This is a genomic window from Actinomyces sp. zg-332, assembly GCF_011751945.2.
In the GTDB taxonomy this organism is placed as follows: domain Bacteria; phylum Actinomycetota; class Actinomycetes; order Actinomycetales; family Actinomycetaceae; genus ZJ293.
Window position 1 is genome coordinate 70,255 of the sequence record NZ_CP064951.1, and the last position, 14,975, is coordinate 85,229.

Below are 14,975 nucleotides of genomic sequence, written 5' to 3' on the forward strand. Positions count from 1 at the left end.
TGCTGATTTAGTATTTTGGTTAGTAAAAACTTCGCTATGGAAACTTTGTAATACAAAACTTGCTGTGAAAATTTCTCTGACGAAAATTTTGCAGAATAAAGCACAAGAGTTTTGTTTCTAGAATTTTCTTGAACCAAAAATACTGCAATAGTTCTGATAAACATTAGCCTACTTATGGCTGGCTAGAAGATAGAGTAAAAATAGGTAATAGTCTAGACAGATTTGATCTTTCTCCGTTAGCCTCTATAAGGTTTTTAGCAACTGCTTCTTCCCAAGTCATTGTTCCTACACATAGCTCTATCCATACTTTCGGACTAGATTCCACTACTGCTGGTGGCGTTCCTCTGCGGTGTGTGTTTCCATCTAAAATTTGTGTTGCTCCGGCTGGGGGAATACGTACTTCTACACTTCTGCCAGGATATAGTCTAGATAATTCTTGTAGACTATACCTCACTGCTAGCGTAGTTGTTTTTCTGGTTTCGTCACCATTTAAGTAGTCGACTATTGCTTGAACGCCTTCTTTTTCAAGGATACACTTTTTGCTCATATTTTATTTTTGACTTTATTTTCCTAATTGGCGGTTTCTTCTTCGCTCCATGCTTGTATACTACCTATATCGTAAACATTTTTATATCCCAAATTTTTAAGTTTTTGTGTTGCACATTCACTTCTTATTCCTCGCTGACAGTAAACGAATATAGGTTGTTCTTTGTCAGATAGTTCTTCGGGAGCCTTTTCTGAATCTATAGTTTCAAGAGGTATATTAATAGCATTTTTGATGTGTGATTGATTGTAAGCTTCTTGTAGTCGTACATCTATGATTATATGATTTTCGTTTTCCTGCATTAATTTCTTAGCTGAGTTCGGATCTATAAAGTTACTCATTACCCTATACCTTGCTTCCAGAGTTATTATTGTATTTTCAATCAATTATAAGTAGTTAATGTGGAATTTTTCCATATTTCATTTTGATTTTATAGAGCATCTCGCTTAGTGGTTGTTTATACTTTTATGAATAATAAAGATTGGTACTGTTGCCATTTTACTAGACTTATAGAAAGAAAGTATATGTACTTATTAGATTTAACTTTTTATGGATAAAGATTTTAAACGTTAATTTTGTTCTCATCTTTTGCATAAAATTCTTGTTATTATAGGCGCAAATATTTTTTCGTTTTATGGCAACTTGGCAACTTTTGAGAGTTAAATTTCTTAGAATGCTTAGCATTTTCATTGTGATATTACAAATAGTCTAATTTTATTTTTATGTGATTTTTATTCCAGTTTCACGTGAAACAAATTAAATCTTTTAATTTTTCTAGGTTAGTTTTTATTTGTGTGTATGAAAAATTATTAAAACAAGGTAGTATTGATTAGGTATATAGTAAGTTTTGGGTGCTTTATGTTCCCCTTTTGGATTTTATGGAGGGGGGTCACGCCATGGGGCGCGGCCGTCAAAAGGCGAAACAGACTAAGGTTGCGAGGAAACTGAAGTATTATAGTCCTGAAACAGACTATGCTCAACTTGAACGAGAGTTGAGTGGTAAAAGTAATCTTAGTACAGAAGAAGAGTATGAAAACACTTCCTCAATGTATGGTTGGGAAGATTATGATCCTGACCAAGAGGGTTAGTATTCTTTTTAGGTGGCGTATGTTTATCGTATGCCACCTGTTTTAAACTTAAAAATACTTTTCTCCTTTAGGGATGAAAATTAAAAATCTAATAATTAAATAGAATATTACCTTTATAAGATGTAAATTAATTCATAGAATATATCTAGACGTATTTATCGTTTTACACTATGAAAACTTTTTCTTAGCGGCAAATGACTTAAAATGTATACACTCATAGCGTCTAAAATATAGGAATATTTGGGAAAGTTTTAATAATGGGAAACCTTGTTCAAGTAAAAGCCACTACTGCAGTTGATTTGATTGCTCTTTCGATGTGGATGTTAGCAGGTATTGTTGCTGGGGTTTTACTTACATTCATCGTCACTGTTATTTTGCGAATGTTTTCACACAAACATGAAATACTAGGTTTAGCAATTGCTCGTGTACGTGTTTCTGCTTACATATTCATGGTATTCATGGGCGCTGGAGTCGGATTTGAATATGCTCTCGATGATTTACGAAGTTTGCCTCGACCTCCAAAATGGGTGCTAACGTCTGAACATGTTTTGATTATTTTAGTAATATTATCAGCCACTCTAGTTGGTATACGACTAGTTAGTGTGGTTGAAGATATTGCTCGTCATTTCTCCCACAATAGTAAGGGTGGTAGAGGAATGAGAGTTGTTACCCAAACTCAAATATTAAGTCGAATAATTCAGGCTGTTGTAGTTGTTTGTGGTGCAACTGGAATTATAGTTACTTTCCCTCAAGCTAGACTTATCGCTGGATCGCTTTTAGCTTCTGCTGGTGTGTTATCTATCGTTGCCGGTATGGCTTCACAGTCATCGCTATCTAATATGTTTGCTGGTATGCAAATAGCAATATCAGATTCTTTACGTGTTGGTGACATTGTTGTTGTAGATAATAATGGACAGCAAACTCAAGCAACTATTGAAGAAATTACTTTAACCTATATTGTTTTGAGAATATGGGATGACAGGCGAATTATTATGCCTTCTATAAAGTTCACCCAAAATTCTTTTGAAAACTGGACACGAAGAGCTGCTACCTTGATGGGAACTGTTGAAATAGCGCTAGACTGGTCAGTTTCAGTAGGGGCATTTAGACGTCAAGTTGATAAATTGCTAACTAGCACAGACCTTTGGGATGGAAGATCATTTAGTGTTCAGGTAACTGATGTAACTGAAAATAAATTAACAATAAGGGTTTCTATATCTGCTCGTAATGCTGGTGACCTTTGGGACTTGAGATGTTATTTACGTGAGCATTTGGTTGAATGGGTATTAGCTGAACAGCCAAACGCTGTACCTAAGACTAATATTGTCATGGCAAACACTCACAAATTAGCAGAACACGAGGAAGCGTTGCCATTGCTTGAAGCTGAGATAACAGAACTCGAGGAAGCAGAAATTTTAGATATAGTTGAAGAAGTGGAAGATAAATTCTTAGTCGATACTCAGGACAAGATTACACGTAAAGCTGAAAGTGAATCCAAAACGAAAGCTCAGCAAAATGACAGCTTGGACGATGATGAGAAACATGGCAAAACTAAACCGTCAACTAGAACTTCTGTGAAAGATAAATCTAAGCAAGAAAAAGCTGAACAAGCACGTATATCTGACCTAGAAGAAACACAGATTATGACAACTTCTCAGATAAAAGAACAGCTAATCAGCTTAGCAGAAATACAAACTTCTCTAGAAGAAGATGAAGAGGAACTAGAGACATCGATCGCTATGGAGCGTCTATATTCTGGTAGCCCAGAAAATGAAGAGCGTGCCAAAATCTTTGAAGGTCCAGGTGAAGAAGTTATCGAAGAGCGTGAAAAAACAGCTCAAATGCACACTCGTGATCTTGATGATGAAGATTCCCTAGAAGAAGATAAAGAGGAAACAGAAAATATAGATGCTACTCTTGAAGAAAGTCTAGAAAACGAACATTTACAAACTGAAGATGTAAATAAAGCTGAAAGCAGTGAAAATACTCAGAGTGCTACAAAAATAGATGAGGAAAAATTAGGAGTGACTGAGGAAGAAAATGAAAAGATTACAGAAGAGGAAATAAAAGAAACTAAGTAATAGAAAATATTCTCAAACTCTTCAGAAAGTCTATTTGATGAAAGAAGATATGCATTGGAAGAGTAGTAAATAATAGTTTGTAAATTGGATGTGAAAATGGCTATGGAAATTTCTATAGCCATTATTTATAAAACTACACTGTGAATTTTATTAAAGAACTTACGATGCACACTAACTTGCTCCACCAATCTTATATTTTGCCAATTTATTAGTCATTTTTCCCATAAGAAAATATCCAAAATTTTAAAAATAATAATTATTTCAGCAAAGACTAGATTTTAAAGAAAACATTATATATAATATCAAAGTCACCAAGAGTGAAAACTTTGGGCCTCTAGCTCAGTTGGTTAGAGCAACAGACTTTTAATCTGTGGGTCGTGGGTTCGAGCCCCACGGGGCTCACGGTGATACTGGGATACAAGTAATTTGTATCCCAGTTTTAGTTTAAATACCTCATGACTATTTCAGCAAACTCTATCTTTTTCGAAATATAAAAAACTGGATTACTATATATAAATACAACTATTATCGCTATTTTTTAGATATAACTAAATCTATATAGTAGTCTAGTAAATCAAAAATCCAACTGTTTATATGTGAAAACTCAAACCCCAATTCCTTTGCTAAATCAGTGTTTAAACTGTACTCAGGAGTATTGTTATAAGGAGCTGTAACTCCTTTGTTTTCTGCTACTAATAGAGCTTTTGAATTAGTTTTAGATTCAACATAGCGGATAATTTCACCAACCGATATATTCCCATAAGAACTAGCATTTACTGTTCCTGTAAAATTACTATCAGCAATAAAAGATAAGAACTTACCAGCTTCTTCACAGTGAATAAATCCTAGCTTCTCTTCAAGATTATTTACGTACATTGGTTTACTATTTATTGTATTCTCAACGTAAAAAAGTACTCTTTCGGAATAATCATTAGCTGACGTGACATAAGGAAAACGCACAGCTGTCCAGTCTAAATTAGCGTATTTTTGAGATAATAGACTCTCGGCATGACGTTTAGTTACGTCATATGTATAGTCATTTCGGTTTGAATAAACTAACGGATAATTGTTGCCATTAAACTCGTTTTCTAAAGTATTTATGTGTAAATTTTCATAAACAAACATAGTTGAAGTGTAAATATATCTATTGCATTGAACAGCTTTTAAAACTTTGTCTATATCGTTTGAAGAATAAGCTATATTATCAATTACAGTGTCGAAGTATTTACCTTTTAAAGCTGTGTTTATGCTATTTTCATTTGTGCGATCTAAAATAATCCTTCTGACTTTGTTTGCAAAACTATCTTTTGTAACTCCACGATTTGCTATAGTTACTTTGTGACCTTTGGCAATTAAATCATTGACTGCTTCTATACCAAAAAATCTTGTTCCTCCAATAAATAAAATATTCATTAGTGCCCCAAAATATTTACATTGTAATTAAAATTTATGTAGTTCTATATCAAAACTACTATGATAAGACTTATAAATATTAAAATACTTACACAAAATCTAATATAGAACTACACCATAAAAGCCACCTAAAAGGTGACATAAATTTTACAGAATTTATAAACTAGTCTGAAAATAGAACTTTGTAATCTCCATAACCTAATTCATCCATATCTTCAAACTTTACGAATCTTAAAGCGGCACCATTAATGCAATAACGCATACCACCACGATCAAAAGGTCCATCGTTAAAGATATGTCCTAAATGGGCATCATCATTCTTCCCACGAACTTCTGTACGTTTCATTCCTAAAGTATTATCAGGTAGATACTGCATACTTTCTGTCAATATTGGTTTAGTGAAAGATGGCCAACCACAACCAGAATCAAATTTATCTTCAGATAAAAACAAAGGTTCGCCACTAACTACACTTATATAAATACCTTTTTCATAAACATCTTCTAGTTCAGAAGTAAATGAGCGTTCGGTTGCTGATTCTTGAGTAACACGAAATTCAAGAGGAGACAATTTAGTTTGAAGTTCTTCAATGCTAGGCTTAGGAAATACGCGGTTAAATAAAGGCTGATCAAATATTCCCATATTTATATGACAATAGCCACCAGGATTATTATCTAGATAGTCTTGATGGTAATCTTCAGCCTTAACAAAGTTCTTACATTCTTCGATCTCAACAGCTAAAGGTTTCTCGTATTGTTTAGCTATAAAATCGGTAACTTTGTTTATTGCAAATAAATCACTTTCGTCATTATAGTAAATACCTGTACGATATTGGCGTCCTTTGTCACCACCTTGCTTATTTATTGAACAAGGGTCTATTAGACGATAAAAATGAAGTAGTAACTCATTCAACGTTACGACATTAGGATTATAGAAGACCTGTACAGCTTCAGCATGATCCGTTTTCTTTACCAACTGATAATCTGTATAAGAGTAATTTCCATTTGTATAACCAGTGTTCGTACGTAATACACCAGGTACTTTTTTGAAATATGCTTGTACACCCCAAAAGCATCCACCTGCTAAAAAAATTACTTTAATGTTAGAAGGCATAATCAGTCTTCCTTTCCATAGTGTTCTACACATTTCGGGTACTTAAACACGTTGTTGAGATATTCAGTGTATTTTAGTACCCAAATATCTCAACAACTAAAGTTATAGAAATAATTCCTTTTTACCAATTTTTAATAATCTATTTTATAGAGGATATAGTGCATGCATAATGTAATAACATATTGCTGCTACAACTCCTGAGGCTGGTAAGGTTAAAACCCAAGCAACTGCTATGTTTCCAGCTACGCCCCAACGTACAGCCGAGAAACGACGTGTTGCGCCCACTCCCATAATAGAAGCTGTAATAGTGTGTGTTGTGGAAATAGGAGCATGGAAAACGTAAGCAGATAAGTATAGAACACTAGCTCCAACAGATTCAGCAACAAAACCTTTGAGAGGGTCTAACTGAATAACCTTACGACCTAGGGTTTTAATAATTTTAAATCCACCAGCATAAGTACCTAGAGAGATTGCTAAAGCAGCAGCAAACTTAACTAGGAAAGGAATAGTTATTTCACCATCAGGTTCAGGAGCATGATACCCAGCAGCCATCAAAGCTAAAACGATAACACCCATCGTTTTTTGAGCATCTTGTAAACCATGACCTAAAGCAATAGCTGCAGATGAAAACCACTGGCAATAACGAGCTTTACGCATAGTTGAATGGTAAGGTTTATTACGCAAAAATAACATTGCGATAATCATGACAAGATAACCTAAACCAAAACCTATAAGAGGAGAAATAATCATAGGTATTATTACGACGAACACTATGTTGAACCAAGCAACATGTAATCCTGCAACTAGACCAGCACCAATCAACCCACCAATTAGAGCGTGTGATGAGGAAGAAGGTAAACCAAACCACCATGTGATCATGTTCCAAACTATAGCACCTAAAAGTGCTGATAATATAACTATTAATCCATGAGTGTTAGTTTCTGGTGTAATAATTCCTGAACCTATGGTTTTCGCAACTTCGGTTCCTAACATGGCTCCAATTATATTTAGTATTGCTGCCATTATTAAGGCTCTACGTGGAGTCCACGCACGAGTTGAGACTGATGTTGCTATAGCATTGGCTGCATCGTGAAAGCCGTTAGTGAAGTCGAACACTAGAGCAATTATGATTACGATGCTCACTAATATAAACGTGGCGTCCAAAATCATGACTCCTTGATAGCAACATCTTCAATAGCGTTAGCAAAACGTTCAAATGCATCTACTGCACGCTCTGTAGCTAAAATCATGTCTTTGAACTTAATTATCTGTACTGGATCTGAGACACAATCAAATAAGTCTGAAAGCATACGACGATATGCAATATCTCCAACATTTTCAAGACGGTTAATTTCTATCCAATAATCACGTAAGTCATGTAGAGATTGGATACGAGGAGTTGCCTCTACTGTTAGTTTTGCACATTGTCTTAGAACTTCAATTTGCTCAGTAAAACCACGTCGGATTGGTTCTGGTAATTCTTGAATTTTGTATAGGACAAATAAGTCTCCAACTTCGTCAATGTAGTCCATACAATCGTCCAATGATGACATTAGGTTGATTAAGTCATCACGTTCAAGAGGGGTGATAAAGCTTTGGTTTATTGTATTTATTAGTTCATGTGTATTTTCGTCAGCCTTGTGTTCTTGTAGATGTAATTCGTCGCGAATAACTGAACGACTTTCTAGATTTGCATTTATAATTTGTTCTAAAAGTTCGACACCTTCAAGGATACATTTAGCAGAAGCACATAGAAGGTCGAAAAAAATTGAATCTTTGTTTGTTGGTTTAAACCGCACTTGGCACTCCCAATTCTACTAGTTTTTACAAGCCATGAAGTTCTTCACGTCTTGTTTGAGTAACTGTTCTACATATCTATAAAGCGTGTTCGTTTTCTGAACTTAACGTAATTGTTAAGATTTGAGAACAATTACCCAGTACCACTCAGTATTTTAAAGCAAAACTATATGAATTACTAACAAAAAATCATAAATATATTTTTAAAAATCTGATTATAAAATTTTTAATTTTTATTACTGAGGTAATGATATTTATATATAAAGTATTTTTTACTGGAAAATCAATGTTTTTAGATAAAGCTTTTCAAATTTTTACAGCTAATATTTAAATATCACTATGGATTCTGTTTACGATTTTTTCTTTAAAATGTGAGAATTGTAACGTAGTTTTTACAAGTACTTAGATGAACATATCTATGTATTAATAAATAAAGTATATAAAAAATTATTAAATACTATTAAAAAAATTTATAAAAGTTTTATATTATTTTTTCTGCTACTGTATTTCTTAGAATAATTCTTACTCGTAGATATATACTAGTTAAGGTATAAAGAAGGGATTGAATGTGGCTGAAGTTAGGCGACGTAATCGTAATAAAGCTAGTGTAAATTTTGAGTTGTGGAGTATAGCAGTTTCGTGTGCTGCTCTATTTATATTAACGATATCAGCCCTATTGCCAGCTATTTTTACAGTAGTTCTTTCAGGTATCTTTGCTGCTATACTTGCTATCGGCTTGCCTGAACTACTAGATAACCCAGATAAACACCACGCTAATATTTCGCTTGGAATTATAGGGATTCTCACCATAGTTTTGCTTATCTCTGACACTGGATTTTTAACTATTTCTTTATGCTTAGCCTTTGGATTATTGATTTGTTTCATGAATGAAATAGCTAGACTTAATTCAAGGAAAGATCTCATATATTCCCTAGCTACCAATGTTATATCAATGATTTGTGTTGTTGGAGCAATTTCTTGGATTATATTTACAGAGCTTTACAGCTGGCATTTCTTTGTTTTGCCTTTAACTATTTCAGTTGCTCTTTCCAATGGATTCATTAGCCTACTGAAACTAAATAAAGGGTTTTTATCACTAAAACATCACTCTTTGATTGTGTCGATTATTGCTTTAACTATTTCTTTTGCTGTTTCTTGGATAACTGTAAAAATTGCTTATAAAGTAGGTTACCAGTTGTATGTGACCTCTGCTGTTTTACTAGACTCTTCAAATATATTTACACTCAATTGTTCGATACCGTTGGTGTATTCAGCTATAATTGCAATAGTTAGTTTGGGATATGCTTTTGTTAAGAAAGCAATAGTTGAATTTGAACTCAAACCGCAAGGTATATTTTCACTTATAGCTGTGAATCTAGTACCAATTACAATAATGTCACTTCCTACTTATATATTATTGCGAGTCATAGGTGGGTAAAATTGTCAAAGCTTAGCGTTTGTAAGTAAAATCTGGGAGAAAAATGATTAGTTTAGATATCGATTTACCTAAAGACTTACTTCCATTTGCTTGGGTAAATGGTACTTGGAAAGGATTCGGAGTTCGCTACGATAAAGACAATAATAGTTCAGATGTGATTATAGAGATGTCATTTGAATGTGAAAGCGATACTTATGAGAAAACACCATATTTGAAACAAAACATTATGGTATATAGCGTCGACGTGGAAAAATCTAAAACAGTTGCTAAAGAAATGGCTGGTATAACTGGCTATGAAAACTTAGTTGTAGATAAACTAGTGCAAAGCCAGACTGCTTATTGGACACTAGGTAAAGAAATAAAACCTACTCAGCCTAAAACAAAAGCACACGAGATAACTGCGGTTTCAACTTCTTCCACAGGTCATGCGGGTAGCTGGTACGGGATTCTTGACGGACCGAGAATTCAAATTGTTACCGACGCATTTTTAGCTTGTGAAAATGCTCAGCAATATGGTGGAGAAAGACAGCTTTATGGTCTAGTGGAGAGTGACTTGATGTTTTTAGTTGAAGTTCCTGACACTGAAAAACAAGTGCGTCCAATTTTATCAGCACGTATGTCTAAAATAGAAAATGAAGTTACAGAAAATGAGTAACTCCAATATGTCTATCTTTGAAAAATGTGTTTTTTATGAGCATGACGAGTATAAAATACCTTTACACTTCGGTTTTATTACAAAAGAGGCTGAAGATTTTGCGAAGGGACGAGGTATAGTAGACTTGTCTTTTCATAAAGTGTACAAAATTGCAGGAAAAGATAGATATACTTGGCTTAGTAAATTGACTTCACAAACTTTTACAGAAAATGAGGATACTTATTCTAAAGAAGCTCTTATATTAAATCCTCAAGGGTATGTTATTTTTGCTTTGAATGTGTTTGTGGATAAAAACTTTATCTACGTTATTGAGCAGAAAGATTTGCCACTAGACGAGATTTCTTTTAGCGATACAGACAAGAATTTTGAAAGCACTACCCAACTTTGCGAATCTGATGTAGAAGAAGAAAATGAAAACCCGTTACAAGATTTCTTTTCAGACAGTGATTTAAAAAACTTTTTACAAAAAATGGTCTTCATGGCTGATGTGAATATCGAAGATATTAGCACTAGATGTGAAATTGTAGCTGTCGCTAATGAAGTAAATATGGCTGGAATACTTGGTAAAGTGTGTGATTTGGCTGATTATGCTGCTGTTTGGCAAGATCCTTGGCCATGTATGGGAGCCAAAAATGCTACTTATTATAACGTCGAATATACTAAAGCTCTCTTTGAAAATATTTCGCTAGATATGTATACGAGTGTTGAAAATACAATCGTAGATACTTCTCACCCTGCAAATGGGAATAAATTAGCACTGTGCATTTTTGAAAAAGCTAAAAAACTTGATGAAAAGACTAAAGTTGAAAAGGCTGAGGCTAAGGAAGAAGATAAGGAAAAGAATCTTACTTTTTCCTTGAAAAGCACTATTTTTGAGCATTTAGCTGAGAACTACTCACCGTGTGGAATTTTAGCTTTCGAAAGCTGGAAAATCGTAAATTACAGACCATGGGGATACGTAAATCAAAATAAAGTACTTCCTCACGAAGTTGATTGGCTACGCACAGCTGTACAACTAAACAAAGGTTGCTATTGTGGGCAAGAAACTGTAGCTAGAATTGTAAACGTGGGTAAGCCACCTCGCAGGCTAGTGAAGTTATACATAGATGGGTATATGGAAGAAATACCTGTTAAAAATGATCCAATTTACATTGAAAATCTTGAGGAAAAGCAACAAATTGGTAAAGTTTTGAACGTTGCTAATCACTATGATGAAGGATATATTGCTTTAGGATTAATAAAACGTAATGCTGACACTAATAATGCGGTACTTGTAGGGAATTTGGCTGCAAATTGTGAAGAAATTGTAAGCCCTGAAGGTAGATGTACTGCTAGTCCTAATACGGATAATATTATGAATATAAGAAAACGTAGATTGAAGTAATTCGTAAAGGGAAAACTATGAGAGCGGTTTTACAAAGAGTCAATGGAGCTAGTGTAAGTGTTGCTGGAGAGCAAATTTCAGGTTTCACATCAAAAGGAATCATGGTTTTGCTTGGTATAACTGATAGTGATACTGATGTTGAAGTAGAATTTATCGCCAGAAAAATTGCTGACTTGCGAATAATGGATGACGAAAAATCTGTGCTGGATTTAGGGTTACCAGTGATGGTAATTTCGCAATTTACTTTATATGGCGATGCTCGTAAAGGACGCAGACCGACTTGGATAAAAGCTGCTAAAGGGGATATTGCTGAACCTCTAGTTGCCAAAGTAGTTTTAGCTTTGCAAAATATGGGGATTGAAGTACATGAAGGACGTTTTGGTGCCGATATGCAGGTGTCTATTGTAAATGATGGTCCGTTTACTATTTTACTAGATACAGATAAGTAGAATTTGCTTGAAGTTACGATATTGTAACTTCTTACTTCATATATTTATCAATTATTTATAGTGTTTATTTGTATAGTAGATGGATAGTATTTATAGATTTTCTGCTTTAACGTGTTGTGTAAACTGATAGACAAATTTATGTTATTTTCACCTTAAGATTTAGTTTATTAAAGTTTTACTACTGTAGACATAAATATAAAAATTCACCCAATAGCGAAATACTGAAAAAAGTGTAGAAAATCTTTATGCATGGGGATAATCTGTAACAAGTAGATTTATAAGTTTTTTTAAATAAAATCCATCAGGAGATTAAAACCATGTTTGAACGGTTTACAGATAGAGCAAGACGTGTAGTTGTGCTGGCTCAAGATGAAGCAAGAGGACTTAACCACAGTTATATTGGCACTGAGCACGTTCTACTTGGTTTGATTAATGAGGGTGAGGGTGTGGCATCAAAAGCCTTGGAATCTATGAAGATTTCCCTAGATGCTGTGCGTGAAAAAGTTATTGACATGATTGGTAAAGGTGACACAGAAATTACTGGTCACATTCCTTTCACACCTCGTGCTAAGAAAGTTTTAGAATTGTCTTTGCGTGAAGCAGTTCAACTAGGACATAACTACATTGGTACTGAACATATTCTTCTAGGTTTGCTACGCGAGGGTGAAGGTGTAGCTGCACAAGTTTTGAAGAAACTAGGCGCTGATCTTGAAACTGTTCGCCAAAAAGTCGTACATATGATTTCTGGATATCAAGGTGATCCTTTCAAAGAAGCTGTTGGCGTTGGTGGTCCAAGTGGTATGCAACAAAACGGAAGTGTACTAGAAAATTATGGTGTTAACCTTTCAGAACAAGCACTTGAAGGAAAACTTGATCCTGTTGTTGGACGTTCGACAGAAATGGAACGTGTAATACAAATTTTGTCACGTAGATCAAAGAATAACCCTGTGCTTATTGGAGAACCTGGTGTTGGTAAAACTGCGGTTGTGGAAGGATTAGCACAAGCAATTATTCACGGAGACGTTCCAGAAATAATTAAGGATAAAATTATTTTCTCATTGGATCTTGGTTCTCTAGTTGCTGGTTCTCGTTACCGCGGTGATTTTGAAGAACGTTTGAAAAAAGTATTGAAAGAAATCAAGTCAAGAGGAAATATTATTGTTTTCATTGATGAGATTCATACTCTTGTAGGTGCTGGTGCTGCTGAAGGTGCAGTTGATGCTGTATCAATTTTGAAACCTATGATGGCACGTGGTGAATTGCAGACAATAGGTGCAACTACACTAGATGAGTACCGTAAACATATTGAAAAAGATGCTGCACTTGAGCGTCGTTTCCAGCCTGTAAAAGTTGATCCGCCAAATGTTGAAGAAACAATCAAAATTCTTAAAGGCTTACGTGACCGCTACGAGGCTCATCACCGTGTAATTATCACTGATGAAGCTTTGGAAGCAGCGGCTACTTTATCTGATAGGTATATTTCTGATAGATTCTTGCCAGATAAAGCTATTGACTTGGTTGATGAAGCCGGTGCACGTTTACGTATAAAGAACTTAACCGCTCCTGAACACATACGTGAGTTCGCTGATAAGCTTACTGATGTTCGTCGTAGAAAAGAATCAGCTGTTGATGATCAGAACTTTGAAATGGCTGCTACTTTGCGCGATGAAGAAGATGTGCTTATCAAACAACGTGACGAACAAATTCAGCAGTGGCGTAACTCTGACTTAGATAGGATTAGCGAAGTTACTGAGGATACTATTGCCGAAGTTTTGGCTATGATGACTGGTATTCCAGTTGTGAAGATTACTGAGGCAGAGGCTTCACGTTTGAAGCACATGGAAGAAGCATTACACAAACGCGTTATTGGTCAGGACAAAGCTGTTACAGTTCTATCTCAGTCTATTCGTAGAACAAGAGCTGGTTTGAAAGATCCAAAGCGTCCAGGTGGCTCATTTATTTTTGCCGGCCCAACAGGTGTTGGTAAAACTGAGTTAGCCAAAGCGGTCGCTGAGTTTCTATTTGATGATGAAGATGCATTGATTCAGCTAGATATGAGCGAATTTGGTGAAAAGCACACTGCTAGCCGTTTGTTCGGTGCCCCTCCGGGATATGTTGGATATGACGAAGGTGGACAGTTAACTGAAAAAGTTCGTCGTCGCCCATTCTCTGTTGTTCTCTTTGATGAGATTGAAAAAGCACATCCAGATATCTTCAACTCATTGCTACAGATTCTAGAAGAAGGTCGTTTGACTGACTCTCAGGGTCGTATGGTCGACTTTAAGAATACAGTAATAATAATGACAACTAACTTGGGAACTAAGGACGCTACTAAGGCTGTGATGACTGGTTTCCAAGCACAAGGTGAACTAGCTGACACATATTCTCGTATGAAATCTAAGGTTTCAGAAGAATTGAAGCAGCATTTCCGTCCAGAATTCCTAAACCGTGTGGACGAGATTGTTGTATTCCCACCACTTGTGAAGGAAGAAATCATCCAGATTGTTGATTTGATGATTGCTCGCCTAGATGATCGTATGCGTCAGCAAAACATGGAAATTGTTTTGACTGATAAGGCAAAAGAACTTTTGGCTCAGCAGGGATACGATCCAACACTTGGTGCTAGACCTTTGCGTCGAGCTATTCAGCGTGGTATCGAAGATGCTTTGAGTGAGAAGATTTTATTTGGAGAAATCACTTCAGGTTCAAAAGTTATAGTTGATACTGTAGGTGATGACTTTGATGCAATCTTCACTTTTTCTTCAATGCCGTTGGAAAGTATAGATAAAGCTGAAAAAGAAGTTAAAGAACAGGTAGAGGAACTAGGCTCTGGTGAGTCTACTCCTATGTCTTTAGGTTCAAACCTTGAAAATAGTGTTGAAGATGATAGTACAGGAACTACTGAAGTTGAAAGTGATAAATTGTAAAATTTGCTTACCTGTAAAATACATAGCAAGTAGGTAAATGCTAAAATTATTCACATTTTACTTATTGTAAGATTCCTAAATGCTCCAA

The 14,975-nt window shown here is 35.1% G+C and carries 13 protein-coding genes and 1 tRNA gene; 8 read left to right on the top strand and 6 right to left on the bottom strand.

The window, feature by feature from the left end:
- Positions 1-172: 172 nt before the first annotated feature.
- The gene (locus HCQ94_RS00270; RefSeq protein ID WP_166978107.1) at positions 173-547 is read right to left on the bottom strand and encodes a sterol carrier family protein; all 375 of its coding nucleotides are present in this window, start codon (positions 545-547) and stop codon (positions 173-175) included.
- A 23-nt stretch (positions 548-570) separates the two neighbouring features.
- Entirely contained in the window at positions 571-885 is a 315-nt protein-coding gene (locus HCQ94_RS00275; RefSeq protein WP_166978105.1) for a rhodanese-like domain-containing protein, read from the bottom strand.
- Between the two features lie 555 nt (positions 886-1,440).
- On the opposite strand from HCQ94_RS00275, the gene HCQ94_RS00280 reads away from it, so the two are divergent.
- The 3 genes from HCQ94_RS00280 to HCQ94_RS00290 all read left to right on the top strand — a co-directional run bounded on the left by HCQ94_RS00280 (position 1,441) and on the right by HCQ94_RS00290 (position 4,115).
- Positions 1,441-1,632: a DUF3073 domain-containing protein gene (locus HCQ94_RS00280; RefSeq protein ID WP_166978103.1), complete on the top strand. Its 192-nt coding sequence runs from the start codon at positions 1,441-1,443 to the stop codon at positions 1,630-1,632.
- Between the two features lie 257 nt (positions 1,633-1,889).
- Positions 1,890-3,713 carry a mechanosensitive ion channel family protein gene (locus HCQ94_RS00285; RefSeq protein ID WP_166982729.1) on the top strand — a complete coding sequence of 608 codons (1,824 nt, stop codon included), beginning with the start codon at positions 1,890-1,892 and terminating at the stop codon, positions 3,711-3,713.
- A 328-nt stretch (positions 3,714-4,041) separates the two neighbouring features.
- Positions 4,042-4,115 (top strand) — tRNA-Lys (locus HCQ94_RS00290).
- 129 nt (positions 4,116-4,244) lie between these two features.
- On the opposite strand, the gene HCQ94_RS00295 is transcribed toward HCQ94_RS00290, so the two are convergent.
- The 4 genes from HCQ94_RS00295 to HCQ94_RS00310 form a co-directional block, all read right to left on the bottom strand.
- Entirely contained in the window at positions 4,245-5,126 is an 882-nt protein-coding gene (locus HCQ94_RS00295) for an NAD(P)H-binding protein (protein ID WP_166982732.1), read from the bottom strand.
- A 163-nt stretch (positions 5,127-5,289) separates the two neighbouring features.
- On the bottom strand, positions 5,290-6,237 hold the full coding sequence (msrB, locus tag HCQ94_RS00300; protein ID WP_166982734.1) for a peptide-methionine (R)-S-oxide reductase MsrB: 948 nt from the start codon (positions 6,235-6,237) through the stop codon (positions 5,290-5,292).
- A gap of 144 nt (positions 6,238-6,381) precedes the next feature.
- Positions 6,382-7,401, bottom strand: a complete 1,020-nt coding sequence (locus HCQ94_RS00305) for an inorganic phosphate transporter (protein WP_166978095.1) — start codon at positions 7,399-7,401, stop codon at positions 6,382-6,384.
- A gap of 2 nt (positions 7,402-7,403) precedes the next feature.
- The gene (locus tag HCQ94_RS00310) at positions 7,404-8,036 is read right to left on the bottom strand and encodes a DUF47 domain-containing protein (RefSeq protein WP_166978093.1); all 633 of its coding nucleotides are present in this window, start codon (positions 8,034-8,036) and stop codon (positions 7,404-7,406) included.
- A 566-nt stretch (positions 8,037-8,602) separates the two neighbouring features.
- On the opposite strand from HCQ94_RS00310, the gene HCQ94_RS00315 reads away from it, so the two are divergent.
- The 5 genes from HCQ94_RS00315 to HCQ94_RS00335 all read left to right on the top strand — a co-directional run bounded on the left by HCQ94_RS00315 (position 8,603) and on the right by HCQ94_RS00335 (position 14,887).
- On the top strand, positions 8,603-9,472 hold the full coding sequence (locus tag HCQ94_RS00315) for a hypothetical protein (RefSeq protein WP_166982736.1): 870 nt from the start codon (positions 8,603-8,605) through the stop codon (positions 9,470-9,472).
- A gap of 43 nt (positions 9,473-9,515) precedes the next feature.
- Positions 9,516-10,127, top strand: coding sequence for a heme-binding beta-barrel domain-containing protein (locus HCQ94_RS00320; RefSeq protein ID WP_166982738.1), 612 nt, complete (start codon positions 9,516-9,518; stop codon positions 10,125-10,127).
- Complete coding sequence (ygfZ, locus tag HCQ94_RS00325; RefSeq protein WP_166982740.1) at positions 10,120-11,511, top strand: CAF17-like 4Fe-4S cluster assembly/insertion protein YgfZ; 1,392 nt, start codon at positions 10,120-10,122, stop codon at positions 11,509-11,511. The genes HCQ94_RS00320 and ygfZ overlap by 8 nt, the downstream gene beginning before the upstream one ends.
- 17 nt (positions 11,512-11,528) lie before the next feature.
- Positions 11,529-11,960 carry a D-aminoacyl-tRNA deacylase gene (gene dtd / locus HCQ94_RS00330; RefSeq protein WP_166982743.1) on the top strand — a complete coding sequence of 144 codons (432 nt, stop codon included), beginning with the start codon at positions 11,529-11,531 and terminating at the stop codon, positions 11,958-11,960.
- Between the two features lie 317 nt (positions 11,961-12,277).
- A complete protein-coding gene (locus HCQ94_RS00335) occupies positions 12,278-14,887 on the top strand; it encodes an ATP-dependent Clp protease ATP-binding subunit (RefSeq protein ID WP_166982745.1) in 2,610 nt (869 codons plus the stop codon).
- The last annotated feature ends 88 nt before the right edge of the window (positions 14,888-14,975 follow it).

What these genes read in the sequence shown, in the direction of transcription:
- HCQ94_RS00295 (WP_166982732.1), bottom strand. Translation starts at nt 5,126, where the DNA reads ATGAATATTTTATTTATTGGAGGAACAAGATTTTTTGGTATAGAAGCA.
- HCQ94_RS00335 (WP_166982745.1), top strand. Translation starts at nt 12,278, where the DNA reads ATGTTTGAACGGTTTACAGATAGAGCAAGACGTGTAGTTGTGCTGGCT.
- ygfZ (WP_166982740.1), top strand. Translation starts at nt 10,120, where the DNA reads ATGAGTAACTCCAATATGTCTATCTTTGAAAAATGTGTTTTTTATGAG.
- HCQ94_RS00285 (WP_166982729.1), top strand. Translation starts at nt 1,890, where the DNA reads ATGGGAAACCTTGTTCAAGTAAAAGCCACTACTGCAGTTGATTTGATT.
- dtd (WP_166982743.1), top strand. Translation starts at nt 11,529, where the DNA reads ATGAGAGCGGTTTTACAAAGAGTCAATGGAGCTAGTGTAAGTGTTGCT.
- HCQ94_RS00280 (WP_166978103.1), top strand. Translation starts at nt 1,441, where the DNA reads ATGGGGCGCGGCCGTCAAAAGGCGAAACAGACTAAGGTTGCGAGGAAA.
- HCQ94_RS00270 (WP_166978107.1), bottom strand. Translation starts at nt 547, where the DNA reads ATGAGCAAAAAGTGTATCCTTGAAAAAGAAGGCGTTCAAGCAATAGTC.
- msrB (WP_166982734.1), bottom strand. Translation starts at nt 6,237, where the DNA reads ATGCCTTCTAACATTAAAGTAATTTTTTTAGCAGGTGGATGCTTTTGG.
- HCQ94_RS00320 (WP_166982738.1), top strand. Translation starts at nt 9,516, where the DNA reads ATGATTAGTTTAGATATCGATTTACCTAAAGACTTACTTCCATTTGCT.
- HCQ94_RS00275 (WP_166978105.1), bottom strand. Translation starts at nt 885, where the DNA reads ATGAGTAACTTTATAGATCCGAACTCAGCTAAGAAATTAATGCAGGAA.